The 16,737-nt window shown below is 66.0% G+C and carries 12 protein-coding genes; 4 read left to right on the top strand and 8 right to left on the bottom strand.

The annotated features are described in order from the left end of the window. Positions 1-19: 19 nt before the first annotated feature. Together AC5QAB_RS02580 and AC5QAB_RS02575 are read right to left on the bottom strand one after the other, a co-directional pair. Positions 20-2,497, bottom strand: a complete 2,478-nt coding sequence (locus AC5QAB_RS02580) for an acyl-CoA dehydrogenase (protein ID WP_046432033.1) — start codon at positions 2,495-2,497, stop codon at positions 20-22. Then, positions 2,494-3,411, bottom strand: coding sequence for an alpha/beta fold hydrolase (locus AC5QAB_RS02575; RefSeq protein ID WP_014648073.1), 918 nt, complete (start codon positions 3,409-3,411; stop codon positions 2,494-2,496). The genes AC5QAB_RS02580 and AC5QAB_RS02575 overlap by 4 nt, the downstream gene beginning before the upstream one ends. A gap of 153 nt (positions 3,412-3,564) precedes the next feature. Between AC5QAB_RS02575 and AC5QAB_RS02570 the strand changes: the two genes are divergently transcribed. Then, positions 3,565-4,167: a TetR/AcrR family transcriptional regulator gene (locus tag AC5QAB_RS02570; protein WP_005418411.1), complete on the top strand. Its 603-nt coding sequence runs from the start codon at positions 3,565-3,567 to the stop codon at positions 4,165-4,167. A gap of 141 nt (positions 4,168-4,308) precedes the next feature. On the opposite strand, the gene AC5QAB_RS02565 is transcribed toward AC5QAB_RS02570, so the two are convergent. The 3 genes from AC5QAB_RS02565 to hslO form a co-directional block, all read right to left on the bottom strand. Beyond that, a complete protein-coding gene (locus AC5QAB_RS02565) occupies positions 4,309-7,185 on the bottom strand; it encodes a TonB-dependent receptor plug domain-containing protein (protein WP_014648072.1) in 2,877 nt (958 codons plus the stop codon). A 383-nt stretch (positions 7,186-7,568) separates the two neighbouring features. Further along, on the bottom strand, positions 7,569-8,417 hold the full coding sequence (locus tag AC5QAB_RS02560; protein WP_014648071.1) for an XOO1806 family protein: 849 nt from the start codon (positions 8,415-8,417) through the stop codon (positions 7,569-7,571). A 116-nt stretch (positions 8,418-8,533) separates the two neighbouring features. Continuing rightward, positions 8,534-9,427, bottom strand: coding sequence for an Hsp33 family molecular chaperone HslO (gene hslO / locus AC5QAB_RS02555; RefSeq protein ID WP_014648070.1), 894 nt, complete (start codon positions 9,425-9,427; stop codon positions 8,534-8,536). Positions 9,428-9,504: 77 nt separating this feature from the next. Between hslO and mtgA the strand changes: the two genes are divergently transcribed. The 3 genes from mtgA to AC5QAB_RS02540 all read left to right on the top strand — a co-directional run bounded on the left by mtgA (position 9,505) and on the right by AC5QAB_RS02540 (position 11,729). Continuing rightward, the gene (gene mtgA / locus AC5QAB_RS02550; RefSeq protein ID WP_481479260.1) at positions 9,505-10,254 is read left to right on the top strand and encodes a monofunctional biosynthetic peptidoglycan transglycosylase; all 750 of its coding nucleotides are present in this window, start codon (positions 9,505-9,507) and stop codon (positions 10,252-10,254) included. 64 nt (positions 10,255-10,318) lie between these two features. Then, on the top strand, positions 10,319-11,338 hold the full coding sequence (locus AC5QAB_RS02545) for a glycosyltransferase family 2 protein (protein ID WP_014648068.1): 1,020 nt from the start codon (positions 10,319-10,321) through the stop codon (positions 11,336-11,338). Then, complete coding sequence (locus AC5QAB_RS02540) at positions 11,298-11,729, top strand: CBS domain-containing protein (RefSeq protein ID WP_012511858.1); 432 nt, start codon at positions 11,298-11,300, stop codon at positions 11,727-11,729. The genes AC5QAB_RS02545 and AC5QAB_RS02540 overlap by 41 nt, the downstream gene beginning before the upstream one ends. Positions 11,730-12,212: 483 nt before the next feature. Here AC5QAB_RS02540 and AC5QAB_RS02535 read toward each other — a convergent pair whose 3' ends face one another. The 3 genes from AC5QAB_RS02535 to AC5QAB_RS02525 all read right to left on the bottom strand — a co-directional run bounded on the left by AC5QAB_RS02535 (position 12,213) and on the right by AC5QAB_RS02525 (position 16,673). Continuing rightward, positions 12,213-14,186: an AsmA family protein gene (locus AC5QAB_RS02535; protein ID WP_032955910.1), complete on the bottom strand. Its 1,974-nt coding sequence runs from the start codon at positions 14,184-14,186 to the stop codon at positions 12,213-12,215. 83 nt (positions 14,187-14,269) lie between these two features. After that, positions 14,270-14,908, bottom strand: a complete 639-nt coding sequence (gene trhA / locus AC5QAB_RS02530) for a PAQR family membrane homeostasis protein TrhA (RefSeq protein ID WP_049404938.1) — start codon at positions 14,906-14,908, stop codon at positions 14,270-14,272. Positions 14,909-15,068: 160 nt separating this feature from the next. Next, complete coding sequence (locus AC5QAB_RS02525; RefSeq protein WP_014648065.1) at positions 15,069-16,673, bottom strand: peptide chain release factor 3; 1,605 nt, start codon at positions 16,671-16,673, stop codon at positions 15,069-15,071. Between the last annotated feature and the right edge of the window lie 64 nt (positions 16,674-16,737).

Here is a 16,737-nt window from a genome sequence, read left to right as displayed (position 1 = left end):
CAACGCGTGTCGCGGGCGATCAGGCTGCCTGCGAATGCGGGTCCTTGTGCTGGCGGTCGTAGTAGCTGGCCGCGCGCAGTTCGTGGGTGTCGAAGTCGTCCACGGTGATGGTGTCCAGGGTCAGCGTGCGCAGCTCTTCCAGCAGGCTGCGCTCATCCTGGGTGATCACGCCCTCGGCCACGGCTTCGTCCAGCTGCGCCTTGAAGTCCAGCGCCTCGATGCCCTTGCTCTTCAGCGCCTTCAGGAACTTGCGCTCCACCGGCTCGGCCATGATCGCCTTGCTCAGGTAGCTGTTGATACGGCCGCCCGGGTTGTTCTCGCACGGGGTCAGGAACACGCCACTGGCCAGACGGTCGCGGGCTTCATTCGGCGCCATCAGCAGGGCGGCGACACGACGGCTCAGGCGATCGCCCGGAGCCTCGGCACGACGGCCCAGCGGGAAGATCAGTGCCCACATCAGCCAGCCGATCGGACGGATCGGGAAGTTGCGCAGTGCGGCCGACAGCGACTCTTCGATCTTGTGCACGCTGTCATGGAAGGCCCAGGCCAGCAGCGGCTGGTCGGCCTGCGGTGCGCCTTCGTCGTGGTAGCGCTTGAGCATGGCACTGGTCATGTAGACGTGGCTCAGCACATCGCCCAGGCGGCCGGACAGCGATTCCTTGAACTTCAGCTTGCCGCCGAGGGTCATCATCGAGATGTCGGCCATCAGCGCCAGGTTGGCCGAGTAGCGGTCCAGCTTGCGGAAGTAGCGGCGGGTATAGGCGTCGCCCGGGGCGGCACCGAAGCGCGCGCCGGTCAGGCCGAACCAGAACGAACGCACGGCATTGGAGATGCCGAAGCGGATGTGGCCGAACAGGCTGCGGTCGAAGTCCTGCAGGCCGGCGCGGGTATCCGGATCCTGCGCGGCCTTCATTTCCTTCAGCACCCACGGGTGGCAGAGGATCGCACCCTGGCCGAAGATCAGCAGGCTGCGGGTCATGATGTTGGCGCCTTCCACGGTGATCGCGATCGGCGCGGCCTGCCAGCTGCGGCCAGCGAAGTTGCGCGGCCCCAGGATGATGCCCTTGCCGCCGATCACGTCCATCATGTCCGAGATCACTTCGCGACTCATGGTGGTGCAGTGGTACTTGGCGATCGCCGACGGCACCGACGGCACGTCGCCACGGTCAACCGCGGCGGCGGTGGCCTGCGACAGCGCACTGATCTTGTACGCCTTGCCGCCGATGCGGGCCAGCGCTTCTTCCACGCCCTCGAAGCGGCCGACCGACAGGCCGAACTGCTTGCGGATGCGCGCATAGGCGCCGGTCACCGCGGCACCGGCCTTGGCACCACCACTGGCGGTGGACGGCAGGGTGATCGAGCGGCCCACGGCCAGGCACTCGTTGAGCATGTTCCAGCCCTTGCCGGCCATGGCCGCGCCACCGATCAGCTGGGTCAGCGGAATGAACACGTCCTTGCCGCGGATCGGGCCGTTCTGGAACGTCGAGTTCAGCGGGAAGTGGCGACGGCCGATTTCAACGCCGGCGGTGTCGCGTGGCAGCAGGCCCAGGGTGATGCCGATGTCGCGGGTATCGCCGATCAGGCCATCCGGGTCGTACATGCGGAACGCCAGGCCGATCAGCGAAGCGACCGGGGCCAAGGTGATGTAGCGCTTGTCGAAGGTGAGCTTGACGCCGAGCACCTGCTCGCCGTTCCACTCGCCCCTGCAGACGATGCCGTAGTCCGGGATCGAGGTGGCGTCGGAGCCGGCGAACGGACCGGTCAGGCCGAAGCAGGGCACTTCGCGGCCATCGGCCAGGCGCGGCAGGTACTGGTCCTTCTGTTCCTGGGTGCCGTAATGCACCAGCAGTTCACCCGGGCCCAGCGAGTTGGGCACGCCGACGGTGGAGCTGACCACCGAAGACACCGACGCCAGCTTCTGGATCACCTTGTGGTGGGCCAGTGCGGAGAAGCCCAGCCCGCCATATTCCTTCGGGATGATCATGCCGAAGAACTTGTTCTTCTTGATGAAGGCCCACAGTTCCGGCGGCAGGTCCGCATGGACGTGGGTGATTTCCCAGTCGTTGACCATCGCGCACAGCTCTTCCACCGGGCCATCGAGGAAGGCCTGTTCCTCGGCGGTCAGCTGCGGCTTGGGATAGTTGAGCAGGATGTTCCAGTCCGGATCACCGGTGAACAGTTCGCCCTCGAAACCGACCGAACCGGTTTCCAGTGCGATGCGCTCGGTCTGCGACAGCGGCGGCAGCACCTTGCGGAACACCTTCATCATCGGGCCGGTCAGCAGCGGCTTGCGGATGAACGGCAGCAGCAGCGGCACGGCGATGACGGCCAACACGGCGGCCGCGACGATCGTGGCGGTCTGGTTGACGTAGGGAATGAACCAGCAGGCAGCCAGCAGGGCCACGCTGATCAGCGTCCAGGTAACCAGCCGCATGCGGTGGTAGGCGACGAACGCGCCTGCCAGCAGCAGGGCGAGGAAGGGAAGAACGATGCTCATGAGCGTGCTCCGGTGACGTGCTCGTTTGTGGCGGACGAAGCCGCAGCGTCCGCTGCGGGCAACACGTCCAGATAGTCCAACACAGTAGCGGTAAAGGCGTCGTTGTCATCGCCGGCGACCATATGGGTGGCCTGCGGCAGCTGCACATGGCGCGCATGCGGCGCCAACGCCAGGAACTCGGCCACGGTCTGCGGCGTGACCAGGTCGCTGCGTCCGCCGCTGACCAGCAGCAGCGGGCACTTCACCTGGCGCGCGGCCTCGGCCAGTGCGTCCTGGTGCTGTTCGCTGTCGCGGGCCAGTTCGGCCACCAGGCGCGGATCCCAGTGCCAGCGCCAGCGGCCGCGGCCGTCCTCGCGCAGCAGCGCACGCAGCGACTGCTCGGATTTGCGCGGACGGTGCGGCATGTACGCCGAGATCACGTCGGCGGCCTGGGCCAGCGAAGCGAAGCCGTCGGGATGGGCGGTCATGAAGGCGAGGATGCGCTCGACGCCGGCGGTATCCCAGCGCGGGGTGATGTCGACCAGCACCATCGCCGAGAACAGGCCGGGCCAGCGCGACTCGGCCAGCAGGCCGAACAGCCCGCCCATCGATGCGGCAACCAGTACCGGCGGGCGCGGCTGCTCGCCGGCCAGCACGATCAGGTCATCGGCGAACTGTTCGCCGTGATAGGGCAGGTTGGCGGCATTCCAGTCCGAATCGCCGTGGCCGCGGGCGTCGTAGGCCAGCGTCTGCAGGCCGGCGGCATTCAGTGCGCGGGCAGTGGCATTCCAGGCGTGGCGGGTCTGGCCGAAGCCATGCGCGAACAGCACCCGGCCGCGCCGGCCATGGTCGCTGGCGGTGGCGGCCAGGCGGGCGCCATGGGCGGCGTCCAGGCGCAGGTCATGGAACGCAGCGGGAGGTGGGGACGTAACCATACTTGCTAGTATGGATCGGTTCGGGGGGAAGTCAATACTGCACGGTATGGTGCGCTGCGGAAGTCCCCTGAATGGACCTCGCCTGGGAGGCTGCGACGGTTTCGACCGCAACCGCGTACTGCAACGAACCCCGGCGTATGGTTAAATCAGCCCATGAATCAACCTGACGCTTCCGCCGGCGAACCGCGCGCCGGCCGCAACAGCCGCCTGAGTGCCGAAGACTGGGCCCAGGCGGCCCTCGATCTGATTGCTGAACAAGGTGTCGGCGCCGTCGCGGTGGAGCCGCTGGCACGGCGGCTCGGCGTCACCAAGGGCAGTTTCTACTGGCATTTCCCTTCGCGCGATGCATTGCTGCAGGCGGCGCTGGAGCGCTGGGAACTGTTCGAACAGGAACAGGTGTTCGGCAGCCTGGAAGACGTGCCGGATCCGCGCGTGCGCCTGCGCCAGCTGTTCCAGATGGTGGCGCATGAAGTGCAGCCGCACATCATCTACAGCGAGCTGCTGAAGGCACTGGATCATCCGATGGTGCGGCCGGTGATCGACCGCGTCTCGCAGCGCCGCCTCGATTATCTGGTCGCCTCGTTCCGCCAGGCGGGCCTCAGCTCGACCGATGCACGCCATCGCGCGCGCCTGGCCTATGCCGCCTATGTCGGCTTCCTGCAGTTGTCGCTGCAGCTGCAGCAGCCCAAGCAGGCACGCGAGGATTTCGAAGCGTACGTCGAGCATCTGATCGAGACGCTGATTCCGAACGGATGAGCGCCCGGGAATGATGTCGAAGGAAGGCCGCGGCGACACCGCGGCCTTTTTTGTTGCGCGCCGGCCAGCCTCCGTCCATGGCGCACAAAGAACAACGGCCCCTTGCGGGGCCGTTGCTGCATCAGCTGATCAGAGTGCCGATCAGAACTTCTGCTTGTACTGCATGTACATGAAGCGACCGATGTCGTAGCCACCGTAGTAGGAGAACTGCGAGTTCGGTGCCGAGTACATCTGCGGGCCGTAGTGGTCGAACACGTTACGTGCGCCGACGGCGATGGTCGCATTCCACGGTGCGTTCCAGGAAACCTGGACGTCGTGGAACATGGTCGAACCACGCTTGTTCATCGGCTGGTCGCGCACCGGATCCGGCGAACCGAAGTCCGGCAGGCTGCACTCGTCGCTGTAGTAGCAACGCTCCTTGACGCTGGAGAAGTAACGGGTGCCCCAGGTCACGCCCCAGTCGCCACGCTCCCAGCCCAGCACCAGGTTCGAACGCAGGCGGAAGTTGCTGCCGAAGCCGTTGAGGATCGACACCGGCACCTGCTGCGCATTGGTGGTCTTCAGCACGTTCTTGGTGACGTAGCTGTTCTGCAGGTTGGCGTTGAAGGTACCCCAGCTGTCGGTCTCGAAGCGGTACGCCACGTCGAAGTCGAAGCCTTCGGTTTCCTGGTAACCGGCGTTACGCGGTGCGTAGGTCAGGTTGATCACGTTGTGACGGTTCGGATCACGGGTGAACGAGTTGCAGCGCTCGGCGATGCCAAGCACGTAGCAGTCGTTCAGCTGGTCATCCGGGCTGTCGGTGACGATCGTGTTGGTGATCTTGATGTTCCACCAGTCCAGGCTCATGTTCAGGCCCTGGGCGAAGGTCGGGCTCCACACCAGGCCAACGGTCTTGGACTTGGACTTTTCCGGAGTCAGGTTCGGGTTGGAGACGGCGTTGAACGGGTCCGGCGTCTGCTCATCCGGACCGCTGGCCGGCACGTAGCCCTGGCGCAGCTGGCGGAAGGTGCTGGCGGTCGGGCCGATGGCCGCGGCGCAACGGGCAGCGACGCCCGGCTGGCCGGTCGAACCGAAGTCGGTATCGCACGGATCGGTGAAGTACGCGAAGGTCTGCGAGCTGCCACCGTACAGATTGTCGATGGTCGGCGCACGGAAGCCTTCGGCGTAGGTCGCACGCACCAGCAGCTGGTCGATCGGCTTCCACTTCAGGCCGAACTTGTTGTTGGTGGTGTTGCCGAAGGTGCTGTACTTCGAGTAGCGCGTCGCGGCGTTGAAGCTCAGTTCCTTGGCACCCGGCAGGTCGGCCAGGATCGGAACATTCAGCTCCAGATAGACTTCGTTGACGTCGTAACCACCACCGGTCGGGCCGGCGGCCAGGTCGGTCGAGTAGCCGGTCTGCGACAGGGCGTCCGGATTGTACGAACCCTTGTCCTCGCGGTACTCGTAACCCAGCGCGAAGCCCAGGTCGCCGGCGGGCAGGGTGAACAGGCTGCCGGCGATGTTCGCGTAGTAGGTCTTGGTGGTGACTTCACCGGTGTTCTTGGTGGTCGGGAACAGGAACTGCTGCAGATCCGGGTTGCCGGTCAGGCCACCGTCACCGGTACGGCCGTACGGAATGGCCGGGTTCCACGGCAGGCAGCCGCCGGCGCCCGGGCCATAGATCGGGTTGGAGCCATCGACCAGGCCTGCTGCCGTGCCGCACTCGACGCGGCCGGTGGCCGGGTTGTAGAACGACGGGCCGGTGGCGGCATTGACCGCCAGCACGTTGTAGTTGCCGGTCTGGCTCTGCTGGTTCTCCGAGTTCTGGTAGATGTAGCCGGCTTCCCAGTCGAAGTACTTGTCATTGAACTGGAAGCTGCCCTGCAGGGCGCCGGTGAAGCGGAAGGTGGTCAGCTTGTTGGTCGACAGGCGCGGCACTTCCCAGCCACGGCGCATGAAGCCCATGTCCTTGCCGAAGGGGTTGTAGTAGCTGTCGGCATCCCACTTGGCACCCAGGCGCTCATACGACGCCGACTGCAACGGATAGCCTGCGACCTGGGCCTGCGACTCACGACGGGTGTACAGCAGGTCGGAGACGAAGCGGATGTTGTCGGTCAGGTCGTACTGGACGTTGGCGAACACCGAGCGACGCTTGGTCGGCGTCAGCAGGTGCATCTGCGTATTGGAGTTGCTGGTGTCACCGGTGATGCCGGCGAAGTCCTGGTCGTGGTACTGGTTGACGTCGCGGTAGTCGCCACCGCGGTTCAGCACCAGCCAGTCATCGGTATCCGGATCGATGATGGTGCCCCACTGGCTGACCGGGCTCCAGTTCTGGGCCGGGTGGAAGGTGGTGCGCGGATAACGGCTGAACCAGCGATCCTTGGCCCACACTTCCTTTTCTTCGGCGTACTCGGCGCCGATGGTGATCGAACCGCGGTCACCGGTGAAGCCGGCCACGAAGTCGTAGCTGGTCTTCTGGCCGTCGCCTTCGCCGTACTGGCCGACGTAGGCGTTGGCTTCCAGGCCCTGGAAGTTCTTGCGGGTGATGATGTTGATCACACCGGCGATCGCGTCGGAGCCGTAGATCGACGACGCGCCGTCCTTCAGGACGTCGATGCGCTCGACGATGGCCGACGGAATCTGCGACACGTCCTGCAGGCCGCTGACGCTGGCGCCGAGGCGCTTGCCGTCGACCAGCACCAGGGTGCGTTCGGCGCCGAGGTTGCGCAGGTCGATGTAGAAGCCACCGACGGCTTCACCGGAGGACAGCGGCTCGGAACGGCTGATGGCCGGGCTGCCGGCTGCGGCGATGTTCTGCAGGACGTCGGCGACCGTCTTGAAACCGCTCTTCTCGATCGAAGCGCGGCTGATGCTCAGAACGGGCTGGGCGGTTTCGGTATCGACCTGACGGATGCGCGAACCGGTGACCTCGATGCGGTCGAGGTTGGTGGCTTCCTGGGCGTGCGCCGTCGCGGTGGTGGCACCGGCGACAAGCGCGATCACAACTGCGTCACGCAGCTGGCTGGACTTGAGTTTCATTGGCTCTCTCTCTCCAAGAAATCTTGGCTGGGGTTAATGCCCGGCGGGGGAGCGAAAAAGCGCTCCCAAATCGCGAGGCTGACCCGATAGTAACGGGCGTTCGCCAAGAATTAAAGCTGTGTTAATCAAGCCTGTGATTTTGGTAAAGATGCGCTTTTCCCATGCCACTCAATAGTTTACCGGCATGGTCAGGGCGCTCTGCCTCGTTTGTTAACGCAGAATGATGAAAAAAGTTTCGATTGAAATGTATCTCACTATGTCGGTGCGCAGCGCTTCATCGCCCAGCGGCGATACCGGTTACACAAGTGCGCGGCAGGCTTGCACATGCAAAAGGCGCCTTTCGGCGCCTTTGGGAATATCGTTGCTGAGCCTGTTTACCGGGATCAGAGATCCTGTTCGTAACGCACATACGGCACGGTGCCGTCGTCGTTGCTTTCGTTGCGCGGGGAGAACGGATTCTTGCCGCGGCTGATCACATTCTCGGCGCCGACGGTGAGCTGGCCGGACCACGGGGTACGCCAGGTCAGGCCGATGCCCAGGCCTTCCCACTTGCCGGGCTTGCCCGGGACGTCGACCACGCGGCCGATGATGCTGCCGGTGAAGTTGCCGTAACCGGCGCCGATGCTCAGGCTCTTGCTGTCCCAGCGATCGACGATGGCCGGCGAGGCGTCGGCCAGCGGAACCAGGCGCGCCTTGGCGTAGGTACCGGCAATGGAGACGAAGCCTTCGCGACCGATGTTCTTCTGCGCGAACACGGTCAGATCGTTCTGCTCGGCACGCAGCGAGGGCGTCTTGTTCGGGCCCGACAACCAGGCGGGCAGGGTTTCACGGCCAGTGCCGGCGGTAATGCCCAGGCGGCTGTTGCCGCGGTTCAGCGCGGCGGTACCGCTGAAACGACGGCTGTTCAGATCATCCTCGTCGCCCAGGCTGGCCAGCATGCAATGGCTGGCCAGACCGCTGATGCTGGTGCCGCTGCTGCTGTTGCAGAGCAGGCCCAGCGAATCGCCGGAGGACAGGCCAAAGGCCGCGTCCAGCGAGTTGCGGCCGAAATGCCAGCGGGCGCCGGCCGCCTGTTCGCCGGTCGGCTCAAGGTACAGCAGCGCCTCGACCTTGCCGCTGCCCTTGTTCCAGACCGGCAGCACGGTGCGGGTGTCCTTGCTCTGCGCATGCACGCCCGTGATCGCGCCAAGGGCGATCAGCAGGGCCAGCGGTAGACGCAGGAAGGTACGCATCGGACCAGTTCAGACAGGGACAGACAACGGAAGTTCCCGTGGGGACGGGAACTCGATCCTAGGGTGTTTATGAATTCTTAACAAGCCTTGATCCTCCCCAGGTACAAGACTGCCGTTCACTGAAGTCGTTCAGGCGCCGGTACAGCCCCCTGGGCGCCGTGGAACAGTATGCCGAACTCCGTCAATGGAAAGTGATACTCGCGTCCGCAGAATTCGCAACGCACCTCGACGGCGCCAGTGTCCTCGGCGGCCGCTCGGGCCTCCTCTTCCCCCAGCGACTGCAGCATGCCGGCCACCCGCTCGCGCGAGCAGGAGCAGGCGAAGGAGAGCGGCTTTTCACCCAGCAGCTCCGGCCGCTCCTCGTGGAACAGGCGGTGCAGCAGCTGCTCGGCCGGGGTCGCCAGCAGTTCGGCCTTGCCCAGGGTCTCGAACAGGGCGCTGGCGCGCGCCCAGCCATCTTCGTCGCCTTCGTCGCCCGGCAGTTTCTGCAGCAGCAGGCCGGCGGCACCGTTGCGGTCGGCCGCCAGCAGCAGGCGGGTGGGCAGCTGCTCCGACTGGCGGAAGTAGTCCTCGAAGGCCTCGTCCAGTTCCGGCGCGGTCAGCGCGACCAGGCTCTGGTAGCGCTGCGGCTCGCGCGGGTCCAGGCCGGGGTTCTCGATGGTGATGGCGAGGATGGCGTCATCGCCGAGGCTGGACAGGTCACGCGGCGCGTCGGCGCCTTCGCTGAGCTGGGCGATGCCACGCAGGGTGCCGCCCGCGGTGCATTCGGCGAACAGGGTGCGCAGGGCAGTGCTGCTGCGCAGCTGCACTGACAGGCGGCCGTCGATCTTGGTGTGGCCGGTGAACAGGGCCGAGGCGACACAGGCCTCGCCGAGCAGCTCGGCAGCGGCGTCCGGGTACACGGCGTGGGACAGGATTTCCTGCCAGGTGGCCTGCAGGTGCACATGCACGCCGCGGACGCCGGCGTCGGGGAGCAGGAAACGGATCAGGGAATCGGAGTTGGCGGTCATCGGCTCACATCGCGCGTAAACGGGGGCGGTTGCCGGATAATGCGCCGACAACCAGACAGAAGAAGGATGCACCAGTAATGGGGGCAGCGGGAGAGCAGCACAAGGTAGTGGCGGAGGTGGCCGCGCCGCGCCGGCGGCGCTGGCGCTGGAGGCGGCTGCTGTGGCTGCCGGTGCTGCTGGCTGCTTTCAGCTGCCTGCAGGTGCTGGTGCTGCGCTTCATCGACCCGCCGGTGTCCACGGTGATGCTGTGGCGCTACGGCGAGGCGCTGGGCGAGGCGGACTGGTCCTATCGGCTGCATTACCAGTGGCGCGACCTCGACCAGATGGCGCCGAGCCTGCCGATCTCGCTGGTGGCGGCCGAGGACCAGCGCTTCCCCGACCACAATGGCTTCGATCTGCAGGCCATCGAAAAGGCCCGCGACCATAACGCCAGGGGAGGGCGCCTGCGTGGCGCCAGCACGATCAGCCAGCAGGTGGCCAAGAACCTGTTCCTGTGGCAGGGCCGCAGCTGGATCCGCAAGGGCCTGGAAGTCTGGTACACGGTGCTGATCGAGGCGCTGTGGTCGAAGGAGCGCATCCTGGAGATGTACGCCAACATCGCCGAGTTCGGTGATGGTGTGTACGGTGCGCAGGCGGCCGCCCAGAAATACTGGGGCAAGGACGCGGCCCGGTTGAGCCCGGCCGAGAGTGCGCGACTGGCGGCGGTACTGCCGGCACCGCGACGCTACAACGCGGCCGCACCGGGGCCGTATGTGCAGCGGCGCGCCGCATGGATCCAGCGCCAGGCGCGCCAGCTGGGAGGCGCGTCATACTTGTCGGAGGACTGAGGCAGGCGTGGCGTGAGCGGCGGGCGACGGGTCGTGCGCCTGGCCGGCAATGTACAATCCGGGCATGACCCGCGAACGGCTCACTTTTGTCATCGCCGCCTACAACGAGGCCCTGGCATTACCGCTGCTGCATCCACGGCTGTGCGCGGTGCTGGACGGCATGCCCGACATCGACGGCCACATCCTCTATGTGGATGACGGCAGTCATGACCGCACATGGGAGGTGATCGCGGGGTTGGCCCAGGCTGATGCGCGCGTCTCGGCGCTGAAGCTGTCGCGCAACTTCGGCAAGGAGGCGGCGCTGACCGCGGGCCTGGATCTGGTGCACGAGGGGGCAGCGATGATCCTCGATGCCGACGGCCAGGACCCGCCGGAGCTGGTGCCGCAATTCGTCGCGCGCTGGCGCGAGGGCCATGACAACGTCTACGGCACGCGCATGGCCCGCGATGGCGAGTCCTGGATCAAGCGCGCCACGGCAGCGATGTTCTACCGGGTGATGGGTCGCCTGTCGCGTACGCCGATTCCGGCCGATACCGGAGATTTCCGCCTGCTGTCCCCGCGCGCGCTGAGCGCCCTGCGCGGGATGCGTGAGCGCCACCGTTTCATGAAGGGGCTTTTCAGCTGGGTAGGCTTCAAGCGGATTGCCGTGCCCTATCACCGCCACGCGCGCGTGGCCGGCACCAGCAAATTCAGCCTGTGGCGGCTGTGGAATTTCGCCCTCGAAGGCATCACCGGCTTCTCGACTGTGCCGCTGCGGGCGGCCACCTACCTGGGACTGGCAACCGCCGCAGTCGCGTTCGTGTTCGGCCTGTGGGTGATCGTGAAGGCGGCGCTGTATGGCGACCGGGTGGCGGGTTGGCCGACGATGATGGCGGTGATCCTGTTCCTGGGGGGAGTGCAGTTGATCGCGCTGGGGCTGGTGGGAGAGTACCTGGGGCGGCTGTACGAAGAGTCCAAGCAGCGGCCGTTGTACCTGGTTGACGCGTGGCTAGCATCCGCCGTGGCAGACTCGGCCCTGCAACCCACCCTCGGAGGGCAGGCAGATGACGACGGTACGGCAACTGTTGGATGGCAAGTCTCCTGAAGTACATGCGGTCGCGCCGGACGCGGCGGTGATCGATGCGATCCGGTTGATGGCGGAAAAGGGCATCGGTGCGGTACTGGTGATGGACGGGCCGCGGCTGGTCGGGATCCTGTCCGAGCGTGACTACGCGCGCAAGATCGTGCTGCGTGATCGTTCATCGCGCGATACCGCGGTGGCGGAGATCATGACGGCGCAGGTGGTGACGGTGTCGCCCGGTGAGCAGGTGGAGCATTGCCTGCAACTGGTGACCGACTACCGCATCCGCCATCTGCCGGTGGTGGAGGGCGCGCAGGTGCTGGGGGTGATCTCCATCGGTGACCTGGTGAAGTCGGTGATTGATGCGCAGCGGCGTGAGCTGGACCAGCTGCAGCAGTACATCGTGGCGGGGTGAGGTGTTCGCTGGCGGGCCTGCGGCCCGCCGGCCCGCCAACAGCAAGTGCAGAAGCAGAAGCGGCGCCTTCCTGATACGTCGGAGAGGCGGAGGGCATGGGCGTGCAGGACACGCCGCAAGTACGTCCCTGTAGGCTCGATGGCGCCATCCATGGCGCCAACGGTCCTGCACGCCCATGCCCTCCGCCTCTGGAAACATTTCCGCGAGCGCGGTGCGTACATGCGCGGTGCCTCGCCTTTGGTAGCCGCCAACCTTGGTTGGCAACAGCTTTTGACTTTGCTTTTTTTTTTGACTTTGAATTTCCGCTCTCGTTCCGCGCGCGCAGGAAACTGTCAGGAGGGGGACGGGTGAGGCAGGCAGGACCGTTGGCGCCATGGATGGCGCCATCGAGCCTACAGGGACGTACTTGCGGCGTGTCCTGCCTGCGTCACCCGTCCCCCTCAAGCCACCATCAATGCAGGCGCCGCGAACAACGCTGTAACCCTACTTCGCATACTGCCCCCCGCAGTCGGCATCCTTGCCCGGCCCCAGTTCGATGGTTGCCAGCAATGCCGCCGGCGGGGCGATGCTGCCCAGTGCCAGGGCCACCGCGCCGCGGATGCCCAGCGCCTTGAAGTCCGGGCGGAACGACGGGTCCTTGAAAGTGCCGGCGATGTGCAGTGGCGAGCGCAGCACCAGGATGCTCTTGTCCTTCGGGCGTGGCTTCAACAGCAGGTCCAGGCTCTCGTCGCGCAGGCTGACCGTGCCTTCGCCGATGAGGATCGTGTCGGTGGTATCCACCGCCAGCGCCTGGCTGGTCATCAGGCCGTCGCGCACGCCGAAGTCGGCGAAGGCGCAACGCAGGGGGATCTGCTTGTCGCCGGTCACCAGGAATTTCAGCGACTCGGTGATGTCCAGGCCGGCCAGTTCCATCACCAGGTTGCCGACATGGCCACGGCCCATTGCCAGGCCGACCTTGCCGCTGCTGCTGCCGAGCATCGCGGCGATCGAATTGCCGCGGCCACTCAGGTCTACCTCGCCGCCGATGCCGCCCTTGGCCTGTTCGGCCAGCTTGGCGTCGGGGAACAACTGGCCAAGCTGCACGCCGCGCACACTGGCCTTCAGCGCGGTACTGATCTGCGGCTGGCGCGCGTCCATGCGGATCGTGCTGCGGATGTCGCCGCCGGCGACGCCGAAGTTCAGTGGGTCCAGCCGCAGCACACCGTCATCCAGCAACAGGTGTGCATCCATGTCGTCCAATGGCAATGACGGCGCGTTGATGCGGTGGGCTTTCCAACGCACGTCGGCATCCATCGCACGCAGCTTGCCGAGGTTGTAGGGCGTGTCCGGCAACACACGCGCTCGCGCGGCGAGCCGTGCGGCCTCGGCCTTCTGCTCTGCATTGGCGGTTTCGCCGCCGCCGGTCTTCGGTGGCGCACCGACGAAGCCGGCCAGGTCATCGAAGTCCAGGCGTCTGGATTCCAGCGTGGCGGTCAGTCGCGGGCGCGCGCCTCCCACTTCGAACTGCAGGTTGCCACCGAGGTCGCTGTCGCCGACCTTGCCGGTGAACTGCTCGTAACGCCAGAGGTCGTGGTCACGCTTGAGCCGACCATTCAACGCGTAGGGTGGGGACGGCGGAATGGCGATGCCGAGCAAGGGGTAGAGGTCGGCCAGGTCCTGGCCGCTGAGCGCGAACTGCAGGTCGAACACGCGCAGCTGGAAGGGATTGGTCAATGTGCCGCTGGCGACGGCGTGGGTGGCGCCAGCGCGACCGTCGAGGTGGATGCGGAACGGGTGGCCGCTGTCGGTCAGCTCCAGCGGTGATTCAGTACCACCGCGCAGGGTGAACGGATTGCCCTGCCAGCGTCCCTTGCCCTGCACCAGCAGCGGTGGCGCCGCGTCGGCCTGTTTCGGCTGGCCGCTGCGCACGTCCACGCGGATATCGGTGCGGCCGAGCGCATCGAGGAACTGCAGGCGACCGTCATCGACGCGCAGCCGTTTGAGCTGGGGGCTGGTCCCGCCGGCGCTGTCACCGAGGAAATCCCAGTTGCCCGGTTCGCCTTTGCGCGGGGCGGTTTCCAGCAGCACGTCCGGCCGGGTCAGGCGCACTTCGGGCAGCTGCACGCTGCCGCGCAGCAGGGGCCAGACCCGTACGTCGATCTCGACGCGGTCGGCGCTGGCCATATCGGGTTGTTTCGCCCAGCTGGCATTGGCGAAGGTGACCGCATCGGCGCGGATCGTGCTGGTGCGGCCGAGGTCGACATCAAGGTTCCCGATGTGCAGCACGCGGCCGGTGCGTGCCTGCACCGCGCGCTCCACCGGCCCCTTGAACCAGTTCCAGTCCCACAACGCGATCAGTACCAGGATCGCCGCCAGCAGGAAGATCAGGATCGTGAGCCAGCGCCGGCCTCGTGGGCCGGGGCGGCGGAGGCGCCAGCGGGGCGTGCGCTTTGCGGCAGGGGAGGCGGCAGCATTCACGCTGCCATGGTTGCCCCCTCTTCGTGGACAGGGCGCGAAGCGACCATGTGCATGGTGTGCACGCGCTGCCGTCGAGCGGCCGTTTACAGCACCTGCATGGTGACCGCGACGAAGTGGCAGACGCTGCCGCCGATCACGAACAGGTGCCAGATGGCATGCGAGTACGGGATCGATTCACGGTGGTAGAAATAGGTCCCCAGCGTGTACGACAGGCCGCCGGCGAACAGCCAGGTGAGGGTGCCGCCATCGATCGAGGCCCACATCGGCTTGATCGCCACGACCACCAGCCAGCCCATGGCGATGTAGATCACCGTTGAGAGCACCTTGAAGCGGCCGGTGTAGAACAGCTTGAACACCACGCCGCCCAGCGCCAGCGCCCAGATCGCGGTGAACAGGCCCCAGCCCCACGGACCGCGCAGGCCGATCAGGGTGAACGGGGTATAGGTGCCCGCGATCAGCACATAGATCGCGCAATGGTCGAACACCTTCAACCGGCCCTTGGCGGCCGGATGCTGGATGGCGTGGTACAGCGTGGAGGCGGTGTACAGCAGCAACAGCGCGATACCGAATACGATCGCGCTGGCCAGCTGCCAGCCGTCGCCGTAGATCGCCGCCAGGGTGATCAACACCGCGCTGGCGGCCAGGGCGAATACCGCGCCCAGGCCATGGGTCAGGGCACTGGCGATTTCTTCACGGATCGAAGCAATGGACGTCGTGGACATGGCGTAGGCATTGTTCGCGGGGAGGGGGACCCGCACCCCCCTATCATCGCCGCGATGGGCGATGCGTGCACGCCTGTCACCGTATGGTGGGTGAATGTCTGCCTTGCGTTGGCTGGGGTCAGAGCCCTTTCCTGCCGGAAAGGGATCCGACCCCGTGGCATCAGCCTGCCGAAACGGTATGCGCCGCTTCGCGGGTGGCAGAGAAGCGCACATCCGGCGAGCGTTCCTGGGCCAGCTGCAGGTTGACCCGGGTCGGCGCCAGGTAGACCAGGTGCCCGGCGGCATCCAGCGCCAGGTTCAGCGCGTTCTTCTCGCGGAACTCTTCCAGCTTCTTCTCGTTGCTGCAGTGGACCCAGCGCGCAGTGGTCACGCTCACCGGCTCGAAGGTGGCTTCCACGCCGTACTCGTCCTTCAGGCGGTAGGCGGCCACGTCGAACTGCAGCACGCCGACGGCACCCAGGATCAGGTCGTTGCTGGTGAGCGGGCGGAAGAACTGGGTCGCGCCTTCCTCGGACAGCTGGGCCAGGCCCTTCTGCAGCTGCTTGAGCTTGAGCGGATCGCGCAGGCGGGCGCGGCGGAACAGTTCCGGGGCGAAGTTGGGGATCCCGGTGAAGGTGACCGCTTCGCCTTCGGTGAAGGTATCGCCAATGGAGATGGTGCCGTGGTTGTGGATGCCGATCACATCGCCCGGCCACGCCTCGGCGGCGATCTCACGGTCGCTGGCCATGAAGGTCAGCGCGTTGGCCAGCTTCATTTCCTTGCCGGTACGCACGTGGAAGGTCTTCATGCCGGCGCTGAAGCGGCCCGAGCAGACCCGCATGAAGGCCACGCGGTCGCGGTGCTGCGGGTCCATGTTGGCCTGGATCTTGAACACGAAGCCGGTCAGCTTGTTTTCTTCCGGGGCGATCTCGCGGCCGGTGGTGGAGCGCGCCTGCGGTGCGGGTGCGTGTTCGACGAAGAAGTCCAGCAGCGGCTGCACGCCGAAGTTGTTGACGCCCGAGCCGAAGAACACCGGCGTCTGCTTGCCCTCGCGGTAGGCCTGTAGGTCGAACGGGTGGCTGGCGCCCTGCACCAGTTCCAGCTCGTCGCGCAGGTCGGCCAGCATCTGTGCACCGATCTTCTCGGCCAGGCCGGGAGCATCGATGGACGGGAAAATGGTCGAGTCCTGGCGGGTGAAGTTGCGGCCCGGTTCGTACAGGTGCACTTCGCCGGTCAGCAGGTGGACCACGCCCTTCAGGCGCTGGCCCATGCCGATCGGCCAGGTGACCGGCGCACACTGGATGCCGAGCACGGTTTCCACTTCATCCAGCAGCTCGATCGGGTCCTTGCCCTCGCGGTCGAGCTTGTTGATGAAGGTCATGATCGGGGTGTCGCGCAGGCGGCACACTTCCATCAGCTTGATGGTGCGCTCTTCCACGCCCTTGGCCACGTCGATCACCATCAGCGCCGAGTCCACCGCGGTCAGCACGCGGTAGGTGTCTTCGCCGAAGTCGGCGTGGCCGGGGGTGTCGAGCAGGTTGACGATCTTGCCTTCATACGGGAACTGCATCACCGAGGAGGTGACGGAGATGCCGCGCTCCTTTTCCAGCGCCATCCAGTCGGAGGTGGCGTGGCGGGCAGCCTTGCGGCCCTTGACCGAACCGGCCATCTGGATCGCGCCCCCGAACAGCAGCAGCTTTTCGGTCAGCGTGGTCTTGCCGGCGTCAGGGTGGGAAATGATGGCGAAGGTGCGGCGACGCGACGCTTCGTTGGCGACTTCGGACATGGCAGTGGCGCCCGCCCGGGGCGCTTTTCAAAGAGATAAGCGCCCGATTATACCGGCCGGGGGC

The organism is Stenotrophomonas sp. YJH_SMC_127 (assembly GCF_059372445.1).
The sequence above is the reverse complement of the archived record's forward strand: the minus strand, read 5'-3'. Positions and strand labels throughout refer to the sequence as shown.